The sequence below is a fragment of the Pseudoalteromonas sp. HL-AS1 genome, from assembly GCF_031198785.1.
In the GTDB taxonomy this organism is placed as follows: domain Bacteria; phylum Pseudomonadota; class Gammaproteobacteria; order Enterobacterales; family Alteromonadaceae; genus Pseudoalteromonas; species Pseudoalteromonas distincta.
The window spans coordinates 2,293,513-2,316,518 of sequence record NZ_CP133569.1 but is presented as its reverse complement, the minus strand read 5'-3'; the positions used below and the strand labels follow the sequence as shown (position 1 = coordinate 2,316,518).

The following is a 23,006-nucleotide window of genomic DNA, read 5'->3' as shown; positions in this document are numbered from 1 at the left end:
TTAGAGCCGATTTTTTGTTTTTAAGGTTTAATTGTTTGCAAGGCAAACAATTACAGTAATTAGTGAATAACTATGAAAAGTAATTAGCAGCGCTTATAAAAATTCATTAATATTTCATTTTGATTGATTAAGCTATGCCGTTGCCTTTAAAATTACAGGTAAATTAATTTATAAAATTTTTATGATACCGGTGTCAAAAGCTAAAAATTGCGTTATCATCTGCACATAAAATTATAAAAACAGCACTTTTTTGCATTTTTAGTTATACTATTTGCGCTTTAATTTAGTGTGAATAAGTAGTATTAAGAGTTTTGCTTTTATAAAAACATTTTTAAATCAATTGATTGAAAAAAATAGAGGATATTTCCATGTCTAACCGAACGCAACTAGCAAGTTGGCAAGCACTAGAACAAAGTGCAGCTAAGATGAAACAAACACATCTAAAAACGTTATTTGCACAAGATGACATGCGCTTTTCTCAGTTTTCTACTCAAGTGCCAGGCGTATTATTCGACTATTCTAAGCAACTTATTGATAACGATGTTTTTGCTAACTTAATGTCGCTTGCTAAAGAATGCGATATTGCATCGTGGCGCGATAAAATGTTTAGCGGTGAAAAAATAAATATCACTGAGGATCGCTCAGTTTTGCATACGGCACTTCGTAATCGTGCTCACACTCCATTAATTGTTGATGGCGAAAACGTGACACAAGCCGTAGACAACGAGTTAGCTAAAATTAAAGTGTTTGTAGAAAAAGTTCGTAGCGGTAAATGGTTAGGCTATACCGGCAAAGCGGTAAAAGATGTTGTAAGTATTGGTGTTGGTGGCTCTAACCTTGGTCCACAAATGGCAACTGAGGCATTAAAAGCACTTGCTGATGATACGTTAAATGTTCACTACGTATCTAATGCTGACGGTGTACAAATTTCGTCTATATTAAAAGCCATTGACCCTGAAACAACATTATTTGTTATTTCTTCAAAAACATTTACGACGTCAGAAACCATGACAAACGCAAAGACGGCGGTTGACTGGTTTTTACAAACAACAAAAGATGAAAGTACAATTGCAAAGCATTTTGTTGCAGTAAGTACAAATTTAGAAAAAACGGCAGCCTTTGGTATCAGCGACGAAAACGTATTCACTATGTGGGATTGGGTTGGTGGTCGCTTTTCACTTTGGAGTGCGATAGGCTTACCAATTGCTTTATATTTAGGCTACGACGCCTTTGAAGCAATTTTAGAAGGTGCGTTTGAAATAGACGAGCACTTTAAATCTGCGCCGTTTGAGCAAAATATACCATTAATTATGGCATTGCTTAGTGTATGGAATACGAGCTTTTTAGGTTATACAGCGCAAGCTATATTACCGTACGATCAAGCACTGCATATGTTGCCTGCGTATTTACAGCAAGGCGAAATGGAAAGTAACGGTAAACACGTTAACTTTGCAGGCGAAACGGTACCTTATACTACGGTTCCAATTATTTGGGGCATGACGGGTATTAATGGCCAGCATGCCTTTTATCAGTGTTTACACCAAGGTAATGTAATTGTACCTGCAGATTTTATTGCATCAGTTAAGCCACAAGTGAATGTTGATAAGCATCACGATATTTTATTATCGAACTTTTTTGCACAAACAGAAGCGATGATGAGTGGTGTAGATGCAGCGCAAGTTACAGCTGATTTAACCGCTAAGGGTAAATCGCAAGCAGAGATTGATGAGTTATTAAATCATAAAATTCATCAAGGCAATCGTCCTACAACGTCTATGCTATTAGATACAGTAGATGCTAAAACAGTGGGCCGTTTAATTGCACTGTATGAGCATAAGATATTTTGCCAAGGCATTATTTTAGAAATATGTTCGTTTGACCAATGGGGTGTAGAGCTGGGTAAAGGTTTAGCATCTAAAATTGAGAGTGAACTCACTGATGATAGCGTGAAACACGCTCATGATAGTTCTACAAACGGCTTAATGGCGTACTATAAACAAAACCGTACGCAGTAAAAAATTCGCTTACGCAAGTAAGTAAACCGAGTACCTTTGAACGGGTAGCGCTGGAGTGCTTAGGGTCTGTATTTTTGTGAGAGGAGATACAGGGCCCCTAAGGCTCATTTAATAAGCGCAATGATAAACAATAATAATAAATCATCGATACAGAACAATTCAGCAGGCTTTTATTTAAATACAGCTATAAAAGCCATCTAATCTAGCAATAAATAGGCATACCCGCGCATTTACAAAATGTACTGGGTATCACAACGTAGAGAGTAACTATGCTTAATCCTTTTGATATTATAATTTTTGGGGGCGGTGGTGATCTTGCGTTACGCAAATTGCTACCTGCAATGTACAGAGCATATCAAGAAGGTAACTTACCTGAAGGCTCACGTATCCTACCAACAGTGCGCGAAGAATCGAAACGTGCTGAATACATAGAAACAGCGCATAAAGCATTACAAGAATTTTTAAGCAAAGGTGAGTTTAACGCTAAAGATTGGAAAGCGTTTTCTACTTTTTTAGTGCCAGTGGTAAGTAATGTTACAGAAGCAGACGACAACTGGGATGTGCTAAAAGGCATTTTAGATGAGCACGAAAGCACTAAGTCTCGCGTGTTTTACTTATCACTTCCGCCTGCTGTTTACGGCACGTGTTGTGAAATATTATCGACTAAAGGTTTAATTACACCTACATCACGCGTTGTTGTTGAAAAGCCAATTGGTTATTGCGGTGATTCTGCTGAAGCAATTAATGGAAAAATTGCAGAGTTTTTTAATGAAGAACAAATTTTCCGTATTGACCATTACTTAGGTAAAGAAACAGTACAAAACTTAATGGCGCTGCGTTTTTCAAACTCATTGTTTGAAAATATGTGGGATGCTAAATCTATTGATAATATTCAAATTAGCTTATCAGAAACGGTTGGCCTTGAAAGCCGCGCTGGTTTTTATGATAAAGCCGGTGCACTTCGTGACATGGTTCAAAACCACTTATTACAACTACTTTGCTTAGTTGCAATGGAGTCGCCTAATAAGCTTAACGCTAACAGCATTCGTAACGAAAAACTAAAAGTATTAGAAGCACTTCGCCCGCTTGTAGATGGTGATGTTGATGAAAATATTGTTCGTGGTCAATACGTACCAGGTGACTTAAACGGTAAAATTGTACCGGGTTACTTAGAAGAGCTAAATGAAGGTTCTAGTAAAACAGAAACGTTTGTAGCTATTCGCGCGCATATCGATAACTGGCGCTGGGCAGGTGTTCCATTTTACCTTCGTACGGGTAAACGTATGGCTAAGCGCTGTGCAGAAATTGTGGTTGAATACAAAAAAGTATCTCACAATATCTACGAAGATAACGTGGGTAATATCGAGCCAAATCGTCTTGTTATTCGTTTGCAGCCAGAGGAAACAATTCAACTAACGCTTATGTCTAAGCGCCTTGATAATCTTCAAATGCAACTTGAGCCAGTAACAATGAATATTGAGCTTTCACAAGCTTACAGCAATGGTTTCCACTCAGATGCGTACAAACGTTTAATGCTTGATGCCGCTGCTGATAACCCGTCGTTATTTATTCACCGTGATGAAGTTCGTCAAGCGTGGAAGTGGATTGATCCAATCATCGACCGTTGGCAAGACAAAGGTAAGCCTGCGCTTTACCGTGCTGGTAGCTGGGGACCTGATGATGCTGATGAATTATTGGCAGAAAACAATCATGTATGGTTTAACACAGGCGATAAGGTATAAGCATGGCAACACTAGTTGAAAAGTTTTTTGATGATAAAGACGCGTTAACAGCTGAGCTTTCTGCAACGCTTGAGCAATCATTACGTGATGGCATTAAAAACGATGGCCGTGCTGTATTAATGGTGTCGGGCGGCTCGTCTCCTGCGCCCGCTTATAAGCATTTATCAACACTTGATTTAGATTGGCAACATGTTGATGTTGCTATGGTTGATGAGCGTTGGGTAGACCCAAGCCATGAAAAAAGTAATGAAGCATTTATTAAAAGTACTTTATTACAAAATCATGGTAGTGCTGCAAACTTTATTACTATGAAGAACGCTGCAGCAACGGCTCAACAGGGCGCACAAGAGTGTGAAGCGGCTTATAGCGAGTTAAAAAGCCCATATGATGTAACTATTTTAGGTATGGGCCCAGATGGCCATACAGCGTCGTTATTCCCAAATGCAGACGGTTTAGAGCATGGTTTAACAACTGAGCAAACAGTATGTGCAATTAATGCGATACAAAGTGATGTGACGGGTAGTATTACTGAGCGAATGACGCTTACGTTAAATGCCATTGCGCAATCTAAAGTGGTTAAGCTTTTAATTAGCGGTGAAGAAAAACTCGCTGTTTATAAGCAAGCAAAAGCGGGCGGCGATGTTAATGACATGCCACTTCGCGCTGTGCTTAATCACCCAAGTATAAATATTGAAGTATATTGGGCGCCTTAATTTAGATGCCAGTTTAACTTTTAAAGGCCGCTTATATAAGCGGCCTTTTTTATTTGCTTAAATTTAAGCCCAAACACTGCAAAAAAATAGCTTTGAACTGTTAACCAATGTTAATGAATAACTTTGATTTGTATTAAAATTAACCACGAAGTGTGTTGTTTTTGAACAAAATTTATGAGTTTGAGCTGTATGTTTTTTAGCAACGTTCAGATTTAGTTAAATTTTATTTTTTCATGGTTGTTGTCATAAAAGTTTCCCTTCCTTTTTTAGCTCAAAAGCATTAGCCTAAAGGCATTAACAATGAAACATATAAATTAAAATAAACGGAGCAGTAACATGGCGGAGCAACAAGTACAGCCTTTACACAACGAAAAACATGCCAACACTAAAATTCAAAACGGCATCAATGTAGAATTCATGAAAACTCAACACTTAGTGCCAGTAGTTGCACATGAGTTTGCACGTGTAGCAAACGAGTTTCCAATGTCATTCGTTAAAAATAACGAAACAGGCACTTTTCAAGCAGTTGCTATGTTTGGCTTAGAGCCAGGCGAAAACCTTTTTGTAGAAGATGGTAAATGGACTGCAGCATTTGCACCTATGGCATCTACTCGTTACCCACTGGGTTTAGTTAAACACCCAGATCAAGATCAATACGGTATCGTAATTGACGAAGCAAGTACGCTTGTTGGTGAAGACGAAGGTAATGCATTATTTGAAAACGGCGAAGAAACAGATTACCTAAAACGTCGTAAAGAAGCGCTAGTATCATTTATTGAGTTTTCTCAAGTAACTGAAGCGTTCACTAAATTCCTTGCTGATAAAGAGCTACTAATTGCGCAAACGCTAACAGTAGACATTAAAGGCGAGAAAAAAGACATCAACGGTATTTACCTTATCGATGAGAAAAAACTAAATGAGTTAAGCGATGCTGATTTCTTAGAGCTTCGTAAACGTGGTTACTTAGCACCAATTTACTCGTTCTTAACGTCTACTCACCAAGTAGCACGTTTAGCGCGTTTAAAAGCTAAACAAGCTTAATTACAAACACGTAAAATTTTAAAAAGCGCCTTAAGGCGCTTTTTTTATGCCATTAAACTCACTTTAGTTGAAATTAAGTCCGTAACCATTCACATTAGTTTATAACTTCCCCATAAAAGAACTCATTATGAAAACACCATTATTAGCGATTTTTGCGAGCAGCTTTGTTGCTTTAAGTAATAGCGCAGTAGCTGCAGAGACTCCTTTTGCCATTGCGATTCATGGTGGGGCAGGGACAATTGAAAAAGCACGATTTACACCCGCTCAAGAAAAAGAGTATCGTGCAAAATTAACGCAAGCAGTAGAGACAGGTTATAAAGTATTACACCAAGGCGGCGAAAGCTTAGATGCGGTAATTGCAGCAATTGCAGTATTAGAGCAATCCCCTTATTTTAATGCAGGGCGTGGAGCGGTATACACCTACGATGGCGGGCATGAGCTTGATGCATCCATAATGGATGGTCGAAACCGTGAAGCAGGCGCAGTTGCGGGTGTAAAGCATATTGAGAACCCAATTAACTTAGCACGTTTGGTAATGGATAACTCTGTACATGTAATGCTTAGTGGGCAAGGCGCTGAAGAGTTTGCTAAAGAGCAAGGTGTTGAGCTTGTCGAAAATAACTTATTTGATACCGAGCCTCGTTACAAAGCGCTTTTAAAAGCAAAACAAAAATTAGATAAAGCCAAAGCAACCAGTAAAGAGTACCAAGCCGCGCACAAAGCATTACCTAACTCTTACAAAATGGGCACGGTTGGCGCAGTGGCGCTTGATAAAAATGGTAATTTAGCGGCAGGTACATCAACAGGTGGTATGACCGCAAAACGTTATGGTCGTGTGGGGGATGCACCGGTAATTGGGGCCGGAACATTTGCTGAAAATGAATCGTGCGCGGTATCGGCAACAGGGCATGGTGAATACTTTATTCGCTATAACGTAGCAAGCGATATATGTGCGCGAGTTAAGTACCAAGGTAAAACCATTGCTGAGGCAGGGGATGAAGTTATAAACGGTGTGCTTAAGCCTATTGGTGGCACAGGCGGCGTAATTATTATTGATACAAAAGGTAATATTAGCTTACCGTTTAATACCTCTGGCATGTATCGGGCAAGTAAATCGAATACTCAAGCGACCTACGTAGGCATTTTTAGTGACGAATAAGCCAACGTCATTTAATTTATTCAATGTAGTTAGCCCTGAAAATAATTGTTTAAAATAAATTTATTATTTACAGTTTAGTTCAATAGCAGCGTTTATATAACAAACAACCCCGCGTTATGCATTTTGTAGGATTAACCCCAGCCGTTTAATTTGATACAATTACGGCTCTTTAACTAATTTCATAAGGTATGCGGGTGGTAAACCTAGGTCAGTTGTTTGGCGAGCTAAAAACGTGCTTAAAAAAAGATCAATTCATTTTCAAGAAACGCTTACATGGCGTAAAAAAAATAACGGATGAAAACAAGCATGCCAACGCGCTTGAAAAAATAGCGGCTGATATAACCCGTAGCCAAGAATTACGCGATAAACGCTTAGCTGGCCTCCCTAAAGTGACTTACCCTGAGCAATTGCCGGTAAGTCAAAAAAAGGAATTAATTAAAGACGCCATTGCAAATAACCAAGTGGTTATTATTGCCGGTGAGACGGGCTCAGGTAAAACAACGCAAATACCTAAAATGTGTTTAGAGCTTGGTCGCGGTGTTGATGGTTTAATTGGTCATACGCAACCACGTCGATTAGCAGCGCGTACTGTGGCTAATCGTATTGCTGAAGAAATGAAGTGTGAACTTGGTCAGCAAGTTGGCTTTAAAATTCGTTTTAGCGATCAGGTATCTAATAATACGTATATTAAATTAATGACCGACGGTATTTTGCTGGCTGAAATTCAGCAAGACCGTTTTTTAAATCAATACGACACGATTATTATTGATGAAGCGCATGAGCGTAGTTTAAATATTGATTTTATTTTAGGTTACTTAAAAAACCTGCTTCCAAAACGCCCTGATTTAAAAATAATAATTACCTCAGCGACTATCGATCCTGAGCGTTTTTCAAAGCACTTTGATGATGCGCCCATTATAGAAGTATCGGGTCGTACTTTCCCTGTTGATGTGCGCTACAACCCTATTACTGATATTAATAAAGATGATATGGAAGCGGAGGGCGATCAGCTACAAGGTATTTTTGATGCCGTTGATGAGCTGTGCGCTGAAGGCCCTGGCGATATTCTCATATTTTTAAATGGTGAGCGTGAAATACGCGATACCGCAGATGCACTTAGCAAGCGTAATTTAAAACACACCGATGTATTGCCACTTTACTCGCGTTTATCTAACGCAGAGCAAAACCGTATATTTGCGCCGCATTCTCGTCGTCATATTATTTTATCGACTAACGTAGCCGAAACGTCACTCACCGTGCCGGGTATTCGTTATGTAATAGACCCAGGTACTGCGCGTATAAGTCGTTACAGCTATCGTACAAAAGTACAGCGCTTACCAATAGAGCCAATATCGCAAGCAAGCGCTAATCAGCGTATGGGTCGTTGTGGACGTGTTGAAGCGGGTATTTGTATTAGGTTGTACTCTGAAGATGATTTTTTATCGCGCCCAGAGTTTACCGACCCTGAAATACTGCGTACTAACCTTGCGTCTGTTATTTTACAAATGTTGGCGCTAGGGCTTGGTGATATGGCGCAATTTCCGTTTGTACAAGCACCAGATAGCCGCAATATTAATGATGGCCTAACATTGCTTGAAGAGCTACAAGCGGTCAAACCAGCTAAACGCGATAGTAAAACCAGCCTAACGCAATCGGGCAGAGAGCTTAGTCGATTACCCGTTGATCCACGTTTAGCAAAAATGGTGCTAACAGCCCATAAACTTGGCGCATTGCGTGAAGTGATTATTATTGTGGCGGCGTTGTCCATTCAAGACCCACGTGAACGCCCACAGGAAAAACGTGCGGCTGCCAATGAAAAGCACGGTCGTTTTGATGATCCAGATTCTGATTTTATCGCTTTTTTAAACTTATGGAATTACCTAGAAGAGCAGCAAAGCGAGCTGACTAATAGCCAATTTAGAAAGCTGTGTCAAAAAGACTTCTTAGCCTATATGCGCCTGCGTGAATGGCAAGATATTGTTTATCAAATAAGTACTGTGTGTAACGAAATGGGCATGAAAGCAACCAGCCAAGCGGCTGATGGCGAACTTGTTCACAAAGCGTTGTTAAGCGGGATGCTAAGCCATATTGGCTTTAAAGATGAAAAACAAATATACAAAGGCGCACGTAATAGTCAGTTTCATATTTTTCCAGGTTCAGGTTTATTTAAAAAGAGCCCTAAATGGATCATGTCAGCGGAGCTGGTAGAGACAAGTAAGTTATATGCCCGCACAAATGCAAAAATAGACATTAACTGGGTAGAACCATTAGCACAGCACTTAGTTAAACGCAGTTACACAGAACCTCATTGGGAGAAAAAGCCTGGTGCGGTAATCGCGTTTGAACAGCAAACTTTATACGGCTTACTTGTTGTAAATAAACGCCGCTGTGTTTATAGCAACATAGACCCTAAAGTGAGTCGAGAGCTTTTTGTGCGCACTGCATTAGTTGAGCAAGAACTGGGCTTAAACGAGGGCTTTTTAGCGTTTAACCGTGAGCTAATAGAAGATATTCAAGTTCTGGAAAATAAGTCACGTCGTCGTGATATTTTAGTTGATGAGCAAACGTTATTTGAGTTTTACGATAAAAAAATACCCAAAGAAATTAATAACCGCGCTGCATTTTTAAAATGGTATAAAACACAAAAACAACAAAATAAGCATTACCTACACATGACTCGTGAAGAGTTAATGCAGCATGGTGCAATTAATATCACTGAGTTTGACTACCCTGACACATGGCAGCAAGACAATATTATATTGCCGCTTGCTTATCATTTCGACCCAGGCCAAGCAGTTGATGGCGTTGCGGTACAAATACCAGTAGCGCTTTTAAATCAAGTACAAGAAAGTGGTTTTGACTGGCACATACCAGCATTTAGGCATGAGCTAATAAGTGGGCTTATAAAGTCATTGCCTAAATCGCTTCGTCGTAATTTTGTGCCAGCACCAAATTATGCTGATGCAGTGCTGGCAGCTATTGAGCCAATGCAAGGTAGCTTAATTGATGCTTTAGCCACGCGTTTATTAAGAATGACAGGTGTGAGAGTTGATCCAGAGGCATGGGATTTAACCGCGCTTGCACCGCATTTACGATTACAGTTTGAAGTACGTGATGAGAGCGATAAGTTACTTGCACGAGGACTTGATTTAGCCAAGCTCAAAGCAGAGCTGCAAGGTGAAGTAACCGAAACACTGTCTAAAGTAGCCGATAAAGGCATTGAAAAATCAGACCTAACACAATGGGATTTTGGTGAGTTACCCGCTTCATACGTTAAAAAGCAAGGTCAATATGAGATAAAAGCATACCCTGCGCTGGTGGATAAAAAATCAGCCGCTGCAGTGGAGCTTTTTGATAGCGAAGCAAAAGCGCAGCAAGCACATCAACAAGGTTTGCGCCGTTTAGTACTATTAAATGTGCCATCGCCAATTAAGTACTTACAACAAAACTTACCGAATAAGGCAAAGCTAGGTTTGTACTTTAACCCATTTGGTAAAATAGCTGATTTAATTGATGACTGTATTGCCGCAGGTGTTGATAGCTTATTAGTAAAACACAGTGATATACGCGACGAAAAAGCATTTGAAACAGTAAAAGAGCAAATACGTGGTGAGCTGGGCGATGCCGTTGTATCGATTGCAACGCAAGTTGAGCAAGTATTAAGTATTGCTCATGCCCTGCATAAAAAAATGAAAGGGCGCGTTGATTTAACCATGATAACCGCGCACGGCGATATTAAGTCACAGCTTGAGTCACTTATATTTAAAGGTTTTGTGAGCGCGCATGGCGCAGATAAAATAGCGGATTTAATTCGTTATTTAAAAGCGATTCAAAAACGTTTAGAAAAGCTGCCTGTGGATCCAAATCGTGATAGGTTATGCGTACTAGAGCTAGATAAAGTTGCGCAAGAGTATAAAAAAGTAGTTAATAAAACGCCTAAAGGGTTGCCTATACCACAAGAGGTAACCGCTATTTTTTGGATGCAACAGGAGCTTAGAGTGTCGTTATTTGCTCAAACACTAGGAACGCCTTACCCAATTTCAGCCAAGCGGGTACTTAATGCGATAAAAGAGATAGAATAAAACTTGCATTTTCTATTAAGCTTAGTACCTTAATAGAAGGATTTATTTTTGTTTTGAAAAGGAAGCGACATAGTTATGTCCTCATCGATTGAACATAAAACAAAGCGACTTTTAGTGGTAGATGACGAGTATTTTAATTTTGAAATGCTCAAAGCCGCACTAGCGTCGAAATTTGATGTTAGTTACGCAGATTCAGGGCAAAGCTGCCTTGCGTCAGCAATTGCGAGTCCGCCAGATATAATTTTGCTTGATGTTTGTATGCCTGGTCTTGATGGTTATGATACATGCCGAATGCTAAAGCACACACCTGAAACAAAAAATATTCCTGTTGTTATGGTATCGGGCCTAGAGTCCCCATCTGAAAAACAAGCAGGGTTTGATGCTGGTTGTAACGCGTATGTTGTAAAGCCATTTTCAGTGGGTGCTTTGTTGGAAGAAATTAACACGGTTGTTTAGAGGTAACATATGTTTACTGATGATAAGCGAAATTTTAGACGCATGCAGATTAACACTCCTGCAAATTTAACAACGATAGAACCAATAGCGGGTTTAAGTTTTGCCGCAGAGTGCGTGGATTTAAGTGCAACAGGTTTATCAATTCATTTAGATGAATTGCTTGAACCTAATACCTTACTGACGGTGAACATTGATTCGACTCATCCAAGTATTGCGCCTTTAAATGCAACAGCAAAAGTAATACGTGCCAGCAAAGAAGATGATGGCACGGTAACAGCAGGTCTTGAAATCATTCAGTTTAACTAAATCGAATTCAGTTAAACTCAATAGTAGATATTAAAAAACCTTACAGATTAAGCCTTTTAAGTAAAAGCCTTCAGGGTAGCTGCCAGCAATTGGGTGATCGGCTGCCTGGTTTAATCGCTCCATTATCAGTAGGTCTTTACCTGCATCAAGTGCTGCATCGGCTACTACTTTTTGAAACAGGTTTTGTTCCATTAAACCAGAGCATGAGAATGTTAATAGTGTTCCGCCTGGTTTTAGTATTTGCATGGCAATCATGTTGATATCTTTATAGCCACGACACGCGCCCGTTAGCTGCGCTTTATTATCAGCAAATTTTGGTGGGTCCATTACGATGGTATCAAACTGTCTACCTTCGTCGCGGTATTGGCGTAATAATTTAAATACATCCTGCTTAACAAAGCTCACTTTGTTTAAATCTAAGTTATTATGCTCAACATTACGTTTTGCTGTATCTAAAGCGGGTTGCGATACATCTACGTTAGTTACATGCTCACATCCACCACGCAGGGCATACAACGAGAATGTACCTGTGTAACTAAAGCAGTTAAGGACCGTTTTACCTTTTGAGAAGCGCTCAAGTGCAGCACGGCTGTCACGCTGATCTAAGTAAAATCCTGTTTTGTGACCTTCAATTATATCAACTTCGATTTTTAAGCCGTTTTCTTCAATAAGCACAGGCTCTTTTGGTTCATTCCCCCAAAGTGCGCCTTTAATTGGTTCTAAGCCTTCTTTAGTACGTACATCTACGTCAGAACGCTCATATATGCTAGAGCCGGGGAAAATAGACATCAATGCGCCTACAATCTCGCCTTTATGGCGCTCGGCACCGGCGCTTAATAGCTGGCACACTAATACGTTGTCAAATTTATCTATTGTAACGCCTGGTAAGTAATCAGACTCAGCAGCACATAAGCGGAACCCTGTTAATCCGCCTTCTTCAATAACTTGACTACGGGCTTCTAATGAGCGACGTAAACGGCGTTCAAAAAAGTGTTGATCGATGACTTCTTTTTCGTCAAAGCTCCAAACACGTGCACGAATTTGTGAGTGAGGGCTATACGCAGCAGTTGCTAAAAACTTACCTTCGCTGTCGTGAATCGTTACTGTGTCGCCTAATCCAGGTTTACCTTTAATTTTTTTGATGGCTTTTGAAAATAACCAAGGGTGTTTTCTTTTTAATGATTTATCGCGACCAGCTTGTAGGTAAACGGCAGATGACATAAGGCTTCTCAGTAGTAATAAATAAGCGCTGTATTTTAGTCAAGCAAGGAGCAACATACAATGAATGTTTTGCAAGGGGGGCATAAAGCACGGTAAAGTACGGATAATTCATTGATTAATTAGCTTTTTGGAACCTAACTTTGTCTGACGTCGCTTTAAGCCCTGATTTAGAAATACTTAACTCACAATGTAGAGGGTTTATCGCCTCTTTAGTGCATGCCGATGTTGCTCATGACATTACTCATATAGAGCGAGTGGTGCGCGTTGCAATACAGTTATGTAATGCGGAGCAGGCAAACATGTCAGTAGTATTACCTGCAGCGTGGATGCACGACTGTGTGGCGGTGGCTAAAAACCACCCTGATCGTGCAAAAGCCTCTACTATGGCAGCTGATAAGGCATTGGAATTTTTAAAATCGATTAATTATGACGAGTCACTTTTTGATGAGATTCATCATGCAATTGCAGCACATAGCTTCAGCGCAAATATAAAAATTAAAACAGTTGAAGCGCAAATAGTACAAGATGCCGACAGAATGGATGCATTGGGCGCTATTGGCGTTAGCCGATGCATGAAGGTTGGTGGCTCAATTTCTCGGTTATTATATAACCCAAATGACCCTTTTTGTGTTGAACGCGAGGCTGATGATAAAACATACACGCTTGATCATTTTTTCATAAAGTTATTACATATTGCCGATAGTATGAATACCCCATCAGCTAAAGCAGAGGCGAATAGACGAACAAGGTATATGCATGAGTTTTTAGAGCAATTAAAGTCAGAAATTGGTGAGTAACGTGAATAATACAAGCATACCGAAATTATCTGGCATTGATCATTGCCATTTAAATGTTGATAACTTAGCTAATGCCGTTAAGTGGTATGAGCGGGTTTTAGGTTTTAGCGTAGTGCCAGAGCTTGCCTTTTGGAATGAGCATGGGCGAGGCCCTTTAACGCTTGAGGATGCTTGTTTCACCACTTGTTTAGCATTGTTTGAAGGAGAGGGGCGCAGTAAAGGGATTGCATTTTTGGCCTCAGGGGATCAATTTATTCAATGGCGTATTCATCTTGAGAGTTTAAATATAAAAGTAGTTTTAGCAGATCATGGTGTAACGTTTTCTATGTACTTTAAAGACGAAAGTGGCAATAGCCATGAAATTACGTCACATGACTATCGTTATATAAAATCTTGTTACCCAAATATTGAGCTTGGCTCTCACAGTGCTAAAAAGAATTAGCTTTCTTGATTTGAATTTTTTATAGCAATAATATCGTCTAAGTTTTTTACTAATAGTTCGATTAGAGCGGGATCGAAATGAGTTCCTGCTTGCTCTTGCATATGCAAAACTGTTTTCTCTACACTCCAAGCCTCTTTGTAAGGGCGTTTTGAGGTAAGTGCATCAAATACGTCAGCTATAGCAACAATTCTACCTTCAACTGATATTTCTTCGCCTTTGATCCCGTTAGGATAGCCTGAGCCATCCCATTTTTCGTGGTGTTCAATTGCAAGCGTATGTGCAAGTTGTAGTAAAGGAGATGATGAGTTTGCTAAAATTTGCGCGCCAATGGTGGCGTGTTCTTTCATATGATCAAACTCTTCAGAGGTTAACTTTCCAGGTTTGAGTAGGATAGCGTCAGGAATACCTATTTTTCCTACATCGTGCATTGGGGCAGCTTGACGTAAAAGTTCTGCTCGTTGCTCATCCATACCGAGTGCTAACGCTAATACTTTACTGTATTGGCTCATGCGCACAATATGTTCACCCGTGTCGGTGTCTTTATATTCCGCTGCACGGCCTAGACGTTCCACTAAATCTACATGAGCTTGCTTTAATTGCTCTGCTTGTACTAGCGACAAGTGAGTATTAACCCTTGCTCTTACAATGGCAGGGCTTATTGGTTTAGTAATATAATCTACTGCACCTAACTCAAAACCTTTGTATTCATCGCTTTCATCGCCAAGCGCAGTTACAAAAATAATTGGGATATGTGATGTTTTAGGATTTCTCTTAACAATTTGGCACACTTCAAAGCCATTCATATCTGGCATCATTATGTCGAGCAAAATTAGCTTTGGTAGTTCTTTTTCAAGTAGTGCTAGCGCGGCATCACCCGATTTAGCAAACGACATACGATATTGATTACCTAACACTTCGCGCATTACTTTTAGATTTGCAGGCTCATCGTCAACAATTAATACCCGTGGCCTATCTGTCGTAAAATCCATTAATTAATACTCATTGTTTGTTAGTTTTTCAAGTAAGGTTTCTAGTATTACGTGTGCTTTATCAAAATCAAATTCATCAAAGGCTTCGGCTATATCATCAACTTCATTTTGAAAGGTAGAAGGTGCGCCGCGTTGCAACTTTGCGAGTAGTTCATCATTTAATTCTGCGTTTTGCGCATCTTGATGAAGTGTTTCACACAATTGCTTAATCTCATCTATTGATAGAGTGTCTGAGCTATTATCTTCAGGCTTGCTATTTGGCTCATCGCAAGTATTTGATGACAGCAGTTGCGTTATAATAAGTAGTTCGTTTTTGATATCGTCTAAAAGACTAATAACTTTAGCATCACTTTGCTTGTGCTCTAAATCGGTTAATAACTTCATTAACGTTGTTAGCCCTAAGTTACCAGCAACACCTTTGAGTGTGTGAATGAGGCTATCGACATCTTTTATGTTTGATAATTTATCATTAAATAATCTCTCAAACCGCTTATCACTATCACTAACAAACTTAGTAATCTCTGTAAGTTGCTTACACTTAGAACCCCAAAGTGCTAATCCTTTTTCAAAATCTATATGCTGCGCTTTAGGATCGCTTTGCGATATAACCATTTCTTTTGCAATACCAAGCCCCAGCACTTGCGCTATTTCTTGGTTAAGCTGATTTATATCGACGGGTTTATTGGCAAAGCCATTCATGCCTGCTTTTTTAGCCGTAAGCTTATCTTGCTGTAATACGCTTGCTGTGAGTGCGATAATTGGCGTGTATTTAAGCTGCCTTTGGTTTTCTATTGCTCTTATTTTTTGTGCTGCTTGTATGCCATCACACAATGGCATATGTATATCCATTAATATGACATCAAAGTCTTGCTCTTCAAATACTTTAATCGCTTCAAGTCCGTTTGACGCTTTGGTAACTGAATGCTGATCGCGTGACAGAAGCAAAGACAGTAGTTCTGTATTTTGCTCTATATCATCAACTACTAGCACTCTAAGTGCAGGCAGTTGGGTGTGTAGACCATCAAAATAATCTATTTTAGATTCGTCACCTAAAGTAAGCGGCAATGAAAAGTAAAAACAGGTGCCTTTACCTAGCTCACTTACTAAGTTTATTGTTCCGCCCATAAGCTCTACAAGTTGTTTACTTATGGTTGTACCAAGGCCTGTACCACCAAAGCGGCGGGTAGTAGTGCCATCGGCTTGTTCAAAAGGTTGAAATACAGCTTGAATACGATCTTTTGCAATACCAATTCCGGTATCTTGCACTTCAAAAAACAGATGCTGATTTTGTGTCATGCCAACGGTGACCGTAACAGAGCCTTCTTCGGTAAACTTAATCGCGTTACCAATTAGATTAGTGAGTACTTGTCTGAGTCGATCTGGGTCGCCGTAGTACGTCGAACTTACTGATTCTTTAATATGGAGTTTAAGTTCTAAATCTTTCTTTTTAGCTTCTAGCCAAAAAGTAGAAATAATACTGTCTATCACTGGTTTTAAGCTAAAGTGGACTGGCTCAATGGTGAGCTTACCGCGTTCTAGTTTTGCAGAGTCAAGAATTTCATTTAACAATCTTAGCAATGAACGCGCTGCATTATTTACGGTAACCAAGTGCTTTTGTTGTTCTTGATCAAGTGGGGTGTCCATTAATAGATCGCTAAAACCTATTATAGAATTCATTGGGGTGCGTATTTCATGGCTCATATTAGCCATAAAAGATTGCTTTGCATGAGCAGCTTCTTCAGCTTTAAATTTAGCTTGCTCTAGTTTTTCTTCATATTCTTTGCGTTCAGTAATATCGACTAAAACACCATCAATCCACTTTGGGTTGCCTTGAGCATCAAAGTTGATACTCCCTTTATCTAACAACCACAAAATTTTACCATTTCTATGTCTAATTCGGTATTCAATAGAATATTGAGACTTTACATCAACAGCTTTAGTGACTTCATCAACTATTTGTTTTTGGTCTGATTTCAAGACCAAGTCATTAAACTCGATACAATGCTCTGTAAACTCATTTGGGTTATACCCTGTAAGCTCAATTATATTTGGACTAATAAATAACATAGTCCAGTTGTCATCAAACTTGCATCTAAACGCGACTCCGGGCATGTTATCGATAAGAGAGCGGTATTTTTGTTCTTTCTCTTCTAAACTTTGCTGCAAAGCGCGTTGTTCGGTCAAGTCGGTGATAAAGCCAACATATAAAGGGTTATGGCCCGGCTGATTTACTTCGCCTATACCTAAGCGAATAGGAAAAACATGTCCGTTCATGTGTTTTGCATATACATCACGGTTTATGCCTATTATTTTACCTAGATCAACATTGTGAGCATTTAAGAGGTATTCGTCGTGGTGCTTGGCAATGTTATCGTCCATTAGCATTTTTACGTTTTTGCCTTGAACTTGGTTTTCTTGCCAGCCAAAAATTTTACTTGCGGCTTCATTAAAACTTAAAATAATACCAGTATGGTCAATGGTAACAATGCCATCTATAGCGGTGCCTAAAATAGCATTTAGACGGGATTCTTTTGCCGACTTATCCTCAAGTAGCATGCGATAGCGAACCATACCATTTATTACACCAACCACGCTTGTAATCGCGATAGTTGCTGTGGCGACTGCAATGGCGATAAAAGTTAGTCCTGCGGTTGCGTTAGCATTATCATAGATTAGTGGCGATGTAGCTACAAAACGTGTAGCGGCCATACCCATATAGTGCATACCAGCAACAGCACACCCTAAAATAACAGCGCTAATTGAGTTATTTTGAAGAGGTGATAAAGAGGGTAAAAAACGCTCAAGATTAAAGCGACTGTAAAGGGCTATAAAGGAGAGGGCTACAGCAACAATGATTGATAACGCAAAAATCAATGGATCATATCTAAGTAATGGAGCAAGATCCATTGCAGCCATGCCGCTATAATGCATAGTGCCAATGCCAGCTCCTAGTAACACGGAGCAAATCGACAATACTTTTAGATTCCCTTTACTATTTACTAGCATTGATACAGCGTACTGACATGCTATAAATGCTGGTATAAAAGAAAGGAGAGTGATTGTTGGATCATAATCAATATTAGTACACAGTGAAAAGGCAAGCATACCAATAAAGTGCATACTCCAAATACCAGCCGAAAAAACAGTAGCAGCGGTCACATTTGCTAAACGTTGGTAGCTGGGAAATTGAGTTTCTTTTGCGAGCTCTATAAGCCGAATGGTGAAAAAGGCTGCAAAAATAGCAATTAGCAATGACATTGAAACTAATAGAGGATCGTAAACGCCATTAATGATTAAGCTAGGATCTTGGTCTGTGATAAAAAAAGCTGATAACATAATGGCTCAAAATATAATCTTTATTTATCAAGTTTAATCTAATTAATTAATAAATAAACCGTTAATTCAATGAAGTGAATAAAGTAACGAATTTATTACTTTTCGTTTTCTTTTATTTATCAGGGATTAGTTTTTTAGTTGGTGTTTTTTATTCTAATGTATTGCCTTTAACGGGGCTAAGTTAGATTTATATGATCATATTTAAGTTTCTATCGAGCAACCTTAAGAAAACTAATGAATTGGCTTAACTAAGCGCAAATTACACCTTATTTGGTTTTATTAGTTGCTGGTGAATTTTCTCGTAGCAATATCATTAATGAGTATGAAAGTGTTTGAATATCAGTTAAAGAAAAGTATAAAACGTAAAACGGTTGCCATTAAAGTACATAACAAGAAGGTGACTGTATATGCCCCTCAATTTGTTAGTAATAAACACATCCAAGAATGGCTTTTTGATAAGCAGGTGTGGGTAAATGCTCAATTAACTAAACAGCACAATATTGCTGATAGCAGACAGAACCCGCTCAAAGACAAACAAATTTTAATCTTTGATAGCATTGTAAACATAGAATTTAAGCAAGGTACTAAGTCCGAAGTACTAAACTGTAACGACAGCTTGCTTATTACACACTCTTCGCGCGTTAAAAATACTTCGCAAAAATATCAGCAACTTCTTGAAGAATATTTAAAAGAGCAACTAACTGCATATATAGAAATGCGTTTAGCGTACTTCTGCGCACAAATGGGTGAAGAATTACCTACGAGTCTAAAAGTAGCTATTTATAAGCGAAAGTGGGGAAGTTGTAATAGTAAGCGAGAGCTAACATTTAATTTGCATTTAATCGGAGCCCCTTATCATGCTATTGATTATGTGATTGTTCACGAGTTAGCGCATTTACGTCACTTAAACCACAGCAAAGCTTTTTGGCAACACGTTGAGCATTTTTTTCCTAATTATAAAGCATCATCAACATGGCTAAAGAAAAACAGTATGAGTTTACAATGGGTATTTTGAAGTTACCTGAATATAGGAATATAGGAATATAGGAATATAGGAATATAGGAATAGTAGAGAAGTGGTGGAGGGAGCTGGATTCGAACCAGTGAAGGCTGAGCCGTCAGATTTACAGTCTGATCCCTTTGGCCGCTCGGGAACCCCTCCACACTAATTTTATTGCATTTGGCCCCACTTAACTTAGCGGTAAGAAAAGTGGTGGAGGGAGCTGGATTCGAACCAGCGAAGGCTGAGCCGTCAGATTTACAGTCTGATCCCTTTGGCCGCTCGGGAACCCCTCCAATGCAACGGCGCTGATAATAGCAAATTGCGTATTTAAGTAAAGAAAAAAGCTAAAGAAAATTGAAATAAAGCCGATAAATATCTATCAGTTACCACAATCGACTAAAGACTATGCAAATAGATGATTTGTTAATCACAGAGAGTCAGTTAAACAGTAGGCTCAATAATAGTGTGCATGAAAATCGCCGTGGCGAATTTTCTCTATTATTAGCGATGCTGTCACATGACGCACTCGACTTTAGCCAATTTCATTTACCAAAAACTGAAATAGATAATTTAGTTATAGAAGAAGAGGCATTAAGAAAGCAATTTGGCGCAGGTCCAAAGCAACTTTTAGCCCCTGATGAATACAATATGTTGGTTGGACAGTTTAATGCCTCATTAATATCTCAAGAAGGGGAGCGCTGTGGTATGACAAGTATTAAGTTAAGGCAATGCTTAAGCCCTGAACCACTTGCGATTAGAAATGATGATAAGCATATTCCACTTAATATAATAGATAACTGTGAGCTTGCTGTCAGAAGAAGAATTAAAAGCGAACAAACACAACTTGCTAATCCTCCTATAGATGCAGCTGCTTTTTACGACAGCCTTAATAATGATGCAATACATCAACCACTTCAGCTTATTGCGGTGTGATATATGATTGTAATAATCATCAGTTAATATATGCTTTATAACGGGTCTGCTTTATATATTTGCTAATAATTGATTTAATGAAAAAAAAGCATCCAAAAATTAAATGCAATTGCTATAATGGCGTCAAATGGTATGACATGAAATGCCATTATCATTAAACCAAGGTAATTAGGAACGTAATGAAGAAAACATTCACGCTAAATCACGAGAAAATCAAATACCCTCGTATGGTTGATGCTGCAAAGCACGAAGTGAAAAAATATTTGAAAAGAGAGCGTAATAAAACGCTACCTGAAGATGCTGACTATTGGGCATTTGACTGTAAGTTTGGTAACACAGCTGAAGATGCGCAAGTTGTGCACGTTGCTGAATTAAGTAACCAAATTGGCGAAATTGAAAAGCAAGGTTTGACCTCTTTCTACGTAGAGATTTTAGCTCGACCTGCTCAACGTCAGCAATTAGATTTAGATGATGACGAATAATACTTAACTAAATTAAGTATTCAAAGTTATAAAATGAGTCCAAGTGGCTCATTTTTTGTTTTTATGCAGTAAAGATTTACTAAAAAGTATTTTTATTAGTAACCAATAAGTAGAACCCCTCTTAATTAACATTTGCATAACAAAATGTGATGCTATAGGCTGTTTTTAATTAAAAAAACAAAACATTTTTACTATGCCAATAAATTACTCTGACCATCAATTAAAACTAAGTTTAAAGAATTCTAAAGTACTTATAGTTGACGATCAGTTATTAAGCTTAATCGTATTGAAAAAAATATTATCTGAGCATTTTAATGTGACAACAGCTGGAAGTGGTGAAGAAGCAATTGAAATTTGTAATGTAAATGTACCCGATATAGTCCTACTCGATATTAGTATGGGTGGAATGAGTGGTATTGATACATGTTTAAAATTAAAAAATAATACTGAAACACAGGATATCCCAGTTATTTTTGTTACATCCTTTGAAAACGAAGAAGAAGAGTGTTGGGAAGCCGGAGCTGTTGATTTTATTAAAAAGCCGATTATAAAAGAAACACTATTTAGAAGGGTTCGTGCCCATATAACGTTAAAATTACAACACGACTTACTCAATCAAAAAGTATTTTTAGATGATTTAACTAAAGTATTCAATCGCCGTTATTTTGATGCACATTTTTCTAAAATGGAACGAAGCGCCTTACGAGAAAAAGTTGACTATGCATTATTACTCATCGATATAGATTACTTTAAGCAATACAATGATATCTATGGTCATGTGCAGGGGGATACGGTGTTAAACCTAGTAGCACAAACTATTACTAATAGTTTGCAAAGGCCAACCGATTTTGTTGCGCGTTATGGCGGCGAAGAGTTTGTAGTTGTTCTACCGCATACAAGCACTGAAGGTGCAATTTGTGTTGCTGATAAAATTAAACAGAATGTGGCGGATTTAGGAATATTACACAAATATTCAGAATATGATTTTGTGACTATTAGTATTGGCGGTGCAACCCTACAACCATACGTAAATAACAAAAACACGTTGCAGATCGCAGATGAAAAAATGTATGAGTCTAAAATGCAAGGGCGTAACAAAGTGTGTTTTTAAGTTTAGTTAGCTAATAAATCACTCTGCCACTTAAAAACACCTTTTAGGTAATAAATATTAAATAAGATTATTGATTACATGCTATGACATTTTTTGTACTTTTTATTGCTACCGCATGGGCAGTCATCATTTCTGCCTACTTTAATATCTTCAACAGGATATATAGTGCCATCTAAATAACGCCATTGGGTGCTTTCTTTAATAAACTGCGACTTTTCGTGAAGCTCACAAAATAAGTTTTGATAAAAATATTGGGCTTTAAATTCTACCGTTCCAGTATCGCCATCATGGCTTGAGTCAATTAAATCAAGATTTATAAATCGACAGCTGTTAGCAAAATCATTGATTTCTTTAACCGGATTCTCAGCTTGTTTTTCTTTTGCGTAGGTTTGATAAACATATTTTGCATTTTTAATAACATAAGCGCTGAATCGTGAGCGCATAAGTTGTTCAGGAGTGTCAGCTTGCTTAACAGATAAGTGAAGCGGCTCGCAGCAATCGGCATAATTGTGCCCACTGCTGCAAAAACATAATGTGGTATTGAGTGAAGTCATAATAATAATACAAAGTCTAAAACATTAGTTTAACAAGCTTATTGAGCGAGTGGTATCTCTGTTGTTTGAGCGTTTTTAGTAAAACAATATAGTTTTGTATTCGTTTTACTCAAATCGAACGATAGATTTGTAAGTAGTTGGTTATTAACTATATCGGTCCAGGTAATTACCGCTGCAAAGTTTCCATTATGTAACGCAGAATTTAATACATACTCTAGATTTACTAGGTGCTTCTGTCTAATTACAAGTAATTTACTTGTATCAATAGAGCATGAGTCAAGTAAAGCTTTGCTAGGTACATGATCTGGTGCAATTAATAACGTCCATGCATTAGAGCTATTATATTGGTGTAATACTTTTAAAAGCTCAAAGGTCGCTGAAATTTCATCTTCAATTTGGATCAAATTTACGCAATCGCTTTGCTCGTCTTGTTGGTAACTTTTAACTGTTCTTACGGTAATAGGCTGTAACATAATTTCACTCACTGGGTTTTTATACAGTATTTATATACAGTAGTTTATACAGTGCTTTCGTGCAAGCATTTTATGCTATTTATTTGTACAGTTATTCAGCTTTTGATCATTGTTTTTTGTTTTTAAATCTATAATTCTTTATTAATCAACT

The 23,006-nt window shown here is 38.4% G+C and carries 19 protein-coding genes and 2 tRNA genes; 14 read left to right on the top strand and 7 right to left on the bottom strand.

Going from position 1 to position 23,006, the window contains the following annotated elements; translation table 11 throughout:
- Positions 1-368 precede the first annotated feature (368 nt).
- The 8 genes from pgi (at position 369) to RB214_RS10680 (ending at position 11,514) form a co-directional block, all read left to right on the top strand.
- Positions 369-2,015 carry a glucose-6-phosphate isomerase gene (gene pgi, locus RB214_RS10715; protein ID WP_309166779.1) on the top strand — a complete coding sequence of 549 codons (1,647 nt, stop codon included), beginning with the start codon at positions 369-371 and terminating at the stop codon, positions 2,013-2,015.
- 269 nt (positions 2,016-2,284) lie between these two features.
- A complete protein-coding gene (gene zwf, locus RB214_RS10710) occupies positions 2,285-3,757 on the top strand; it encodes a glucose-6-phosphate dehydrogenase (RefSeq protein ID WP_024597624.1) in 1,473 nt (490 codons plus the stop codon).
- A 2-nt stretch (positions 3,758-3,759) separates the two neighbouring features.
- Entirely contained in the window at positions 3,760-4,470 is a 711-nt protein-coding gene (gene pgl, locus RB214_RS10705; protein WP_024606581.1) for a 6-phosphogluconolactonase, read from the top strand.
- A 336-nt stretch (positions 4,471-4,806) separates the two neighbouring features.
- On the top strand, positions 4,807-5,511 hold the full coding sequence (locus tag RB214_RS10700; protein ID WP_197098520.1) for a SapC family protein: 705 nt from the start codon (positions 4,807-4,809) through the stop codon (positions 5,509-5,511).
- 127 nt (positions 5,512-5,638) lie between these two features.
- Positions 5,639-6,670 carry an isoaspartyl peptidase/L-asparaginase gene (locus tag RB214_RS10695; protein ID WP_309166774.1) on the top strand — a complete coding sequence of 344 codons (1,032 nt, stop codon included), beginning with the start codon at positions 5,639-5,641 and terminating at the stop codon, positions 6,668-6,670.
- Positions 6,671-6,864: 194 nt separating this feature from the next.
- Entirely contained in the window at positions 6,865-10,752 is a 3,888-nt protein-coding gene (gene hrpA, locus RB214_RS10690; protein WP_309166772.1) for an ATP-dependent RNA helicase HrpA, read from the top strand.
- Between the two features lie 75 nt (positions 10,753-10,827).
- Positions 10,828-11,208, top strand: a complete 381-nt coding sequence (locus RB214_RS10685; protein WP_024597850.1) for a PleD family two-component system response regulator — start codon at positions 10,828-10,830, stop codon at positions 11,206-11,208.
- Positions 11,209-11,217: 9 nt separating this feature from the next.
- Entirely contained in the window at positions 11,218-11,514 is a 297-nt protein-coding gene (locus RB214_RS10680; RefSeq protein WP_007581065.1) for a PilZ domain-containing protein, read from the top strand.
- Between the two features lie 30 nt (positions 11,515-11,544).
- Here RB214_RS10680 and RB214_RS10675 read toward each other — a convergent pair whose 3' ends face one another.
- Positions 11,545-12,735, bottom strand: coding sequence for a class I SAM-dependent methyltransferase (locus RB214_RS10675; protein ID WP_002961441.1), 1,191 nt, complete (start codon positions 12,733-12,735; stop codon positions 11,545-11,547).
- Positions 12,736-12,875: 140 nt separating this feature from the next.
- Between RB214_RS10675 and RB214_RS10670 the strand changes: the two genes are divergently transcribed.
- The gene (locus RB214_RS10670) at positions 12,876-13,532 is read left to right on the top strand and encodes an HD domain-containing protein (RefSeq protein WP_039487345.1); all 657 of its coding nucleotides are present in this window, start codon (positions 12,876-12,878) and stop codon (positions 13,530-13,532) included.
- Between the two features lies 1 nt (position 13,533).
- Positions 13,534-13,974: a VOC family protein gene (locus tag RB214_RS10665; protein WP_309166760.1), complete on the top strand. Its 441-nt coding sequence runs from the start codon at positions 13,534-13,536 to the stop codon at positions 13,972-13,974.
- Here the strand turns inward: RB214_RS10665 and RB214_RS10660 are convergent.
- Both RB214_RS10660 and RB214_RS10655 read right to left on the bottom strand, forming a co-directional pair.
- Positions 13,971-14,963: a two-component system response regulator gene (locus tag RB214_RS10660; RefSeq protein ID WP_309166758.1), complete on the bottom strand. Its 993-nt coding sequence runs from the start codon at positions 14,961-14,963 to the stop codon at positions 13,971-13,973. The two genes, RB214_RS10665 and RB214_RS10660, sit on opposite strands and share 4 nt — an antisense overlap.
- Positions 14,964-14,966: 3 nt before the next feature.
- On the bottom strand, positions 14,967-18,299 hold the full coding sequence (locus tag RB214_RS10655; RefSeq protein WP_309166757.1) for an MHYT domain-containing protein: 3,333 nt from the start codon (positions 18,297-18,299) through the stop codon (positions 14,967-14,969).
- A gap of 316 nt (positions 18,300-18,615) precedes the next feature.
- Here RB214_RS10655 and RB214_RS10650 point away from each other — a divergent pair, with 316 nt between their 5' ends.
- Complete coding sequence (locus RB214_RS10650; RefSeq protein ID WP_002961435.1) at positions 18,616-19,314, top strand: M48 family metallopeptidase; 699 nt, start codon at positions 18,616-18,618, stop codon at positions 19,312-19,314.
- Between the two features lie 62 nt (positions 19,315-19,376).
- Here the strand turns inward: RB214_RS10650 and RB214_RS10645 are convergent.
- Positions 19,377-19,461 (bottom strand) — tRNA-Tyr (locus RB214_RS10645).
- Positions 19,462-19,510: 49 nt separating this feature from the next.
- Positions 19,511-19,595 (bottom strand) — tRNA-Tyr (locus RB214_RS10640).
- A 112-nt stretch (positions 19,596-19,707) separates the two neighbouring features.
- Between RB214_RS10640 and RB214_RS10635 the strand changes: the two genes are divergently transcribed.
- The 3 genes from RB214_RS10635 to RB214_RS10625 all read left to right on the top strand — a co-directional run bounded on the left by RB214_RS10635 (position 19,708) and on the right by RB214_RS10625 (position 21,828).
- The gene (locus RB214_RS10635) at positions 19,708-20,235 is read left to right on the top strand and encodes a VC2046/SO_2500 family protein (protein ID WP_138489335.1); all 528 of its coding nucleotides are present in this window, start codon (positions 19,708-19,710) and stop codon (positions 20,233-20,235) included.
- Positions 20,236-20,414: 179 nt separating this feature from the next.
- Complete coding sequence (locus RB214_RS10630; RefSeq protein ID WP_002961433.1) at positions 20,415-20,717, top strand: DUF6172 family protein; 303 nt, start codon at positions 20,415-20,417, stop codon at positions 20,715-20,717.
- A gap of 193 nt (positions 20,718-20,910) precedes the next feature.
- A complete protein-coding gene (locus RB214_RS10625) occupies positions 20,911-21,828 on the top strand; it encodes a diguanylate cyclase (RefSeq protein WP_039487354.1) in 918 nt (305 codons plus the stop codon).
- Positions 21,829-21,902: 74 nt separating this feature from the next.
- On the opposite strand, the gene RB214_RS10620 is transcribed toward RB214_RS10625, so the two are convergent.
- Both RB214_RS10620 and RB214_RS10615 read right to left on the bottom strand, forming a co-directional pair.
- Entirely contained in the window at positions 21,903-22,382 is a 480-nt protein-coding gene (locus RB214_RS10620; RefSeq protein ID WP_182196898.1) for a YchJ family protein, read from the bottom strand.
- A gap of 38 nt (positions 22,383-22,420) precedes the next feature.
- Positions 22,421-22,855 (bottom strand): SulA-like leucine-rich domain-containing protein, encoded by a 435-nt coding sequence (locus RB214_RS10615; RefSeq protein WP_002961428.1) that lies wholly within the window; start codon positions 22,853-22,855, stop codon positions 22,421-22,423.
- Positions 22,856-23,006 lie beyond the last annotated feature (151 nt).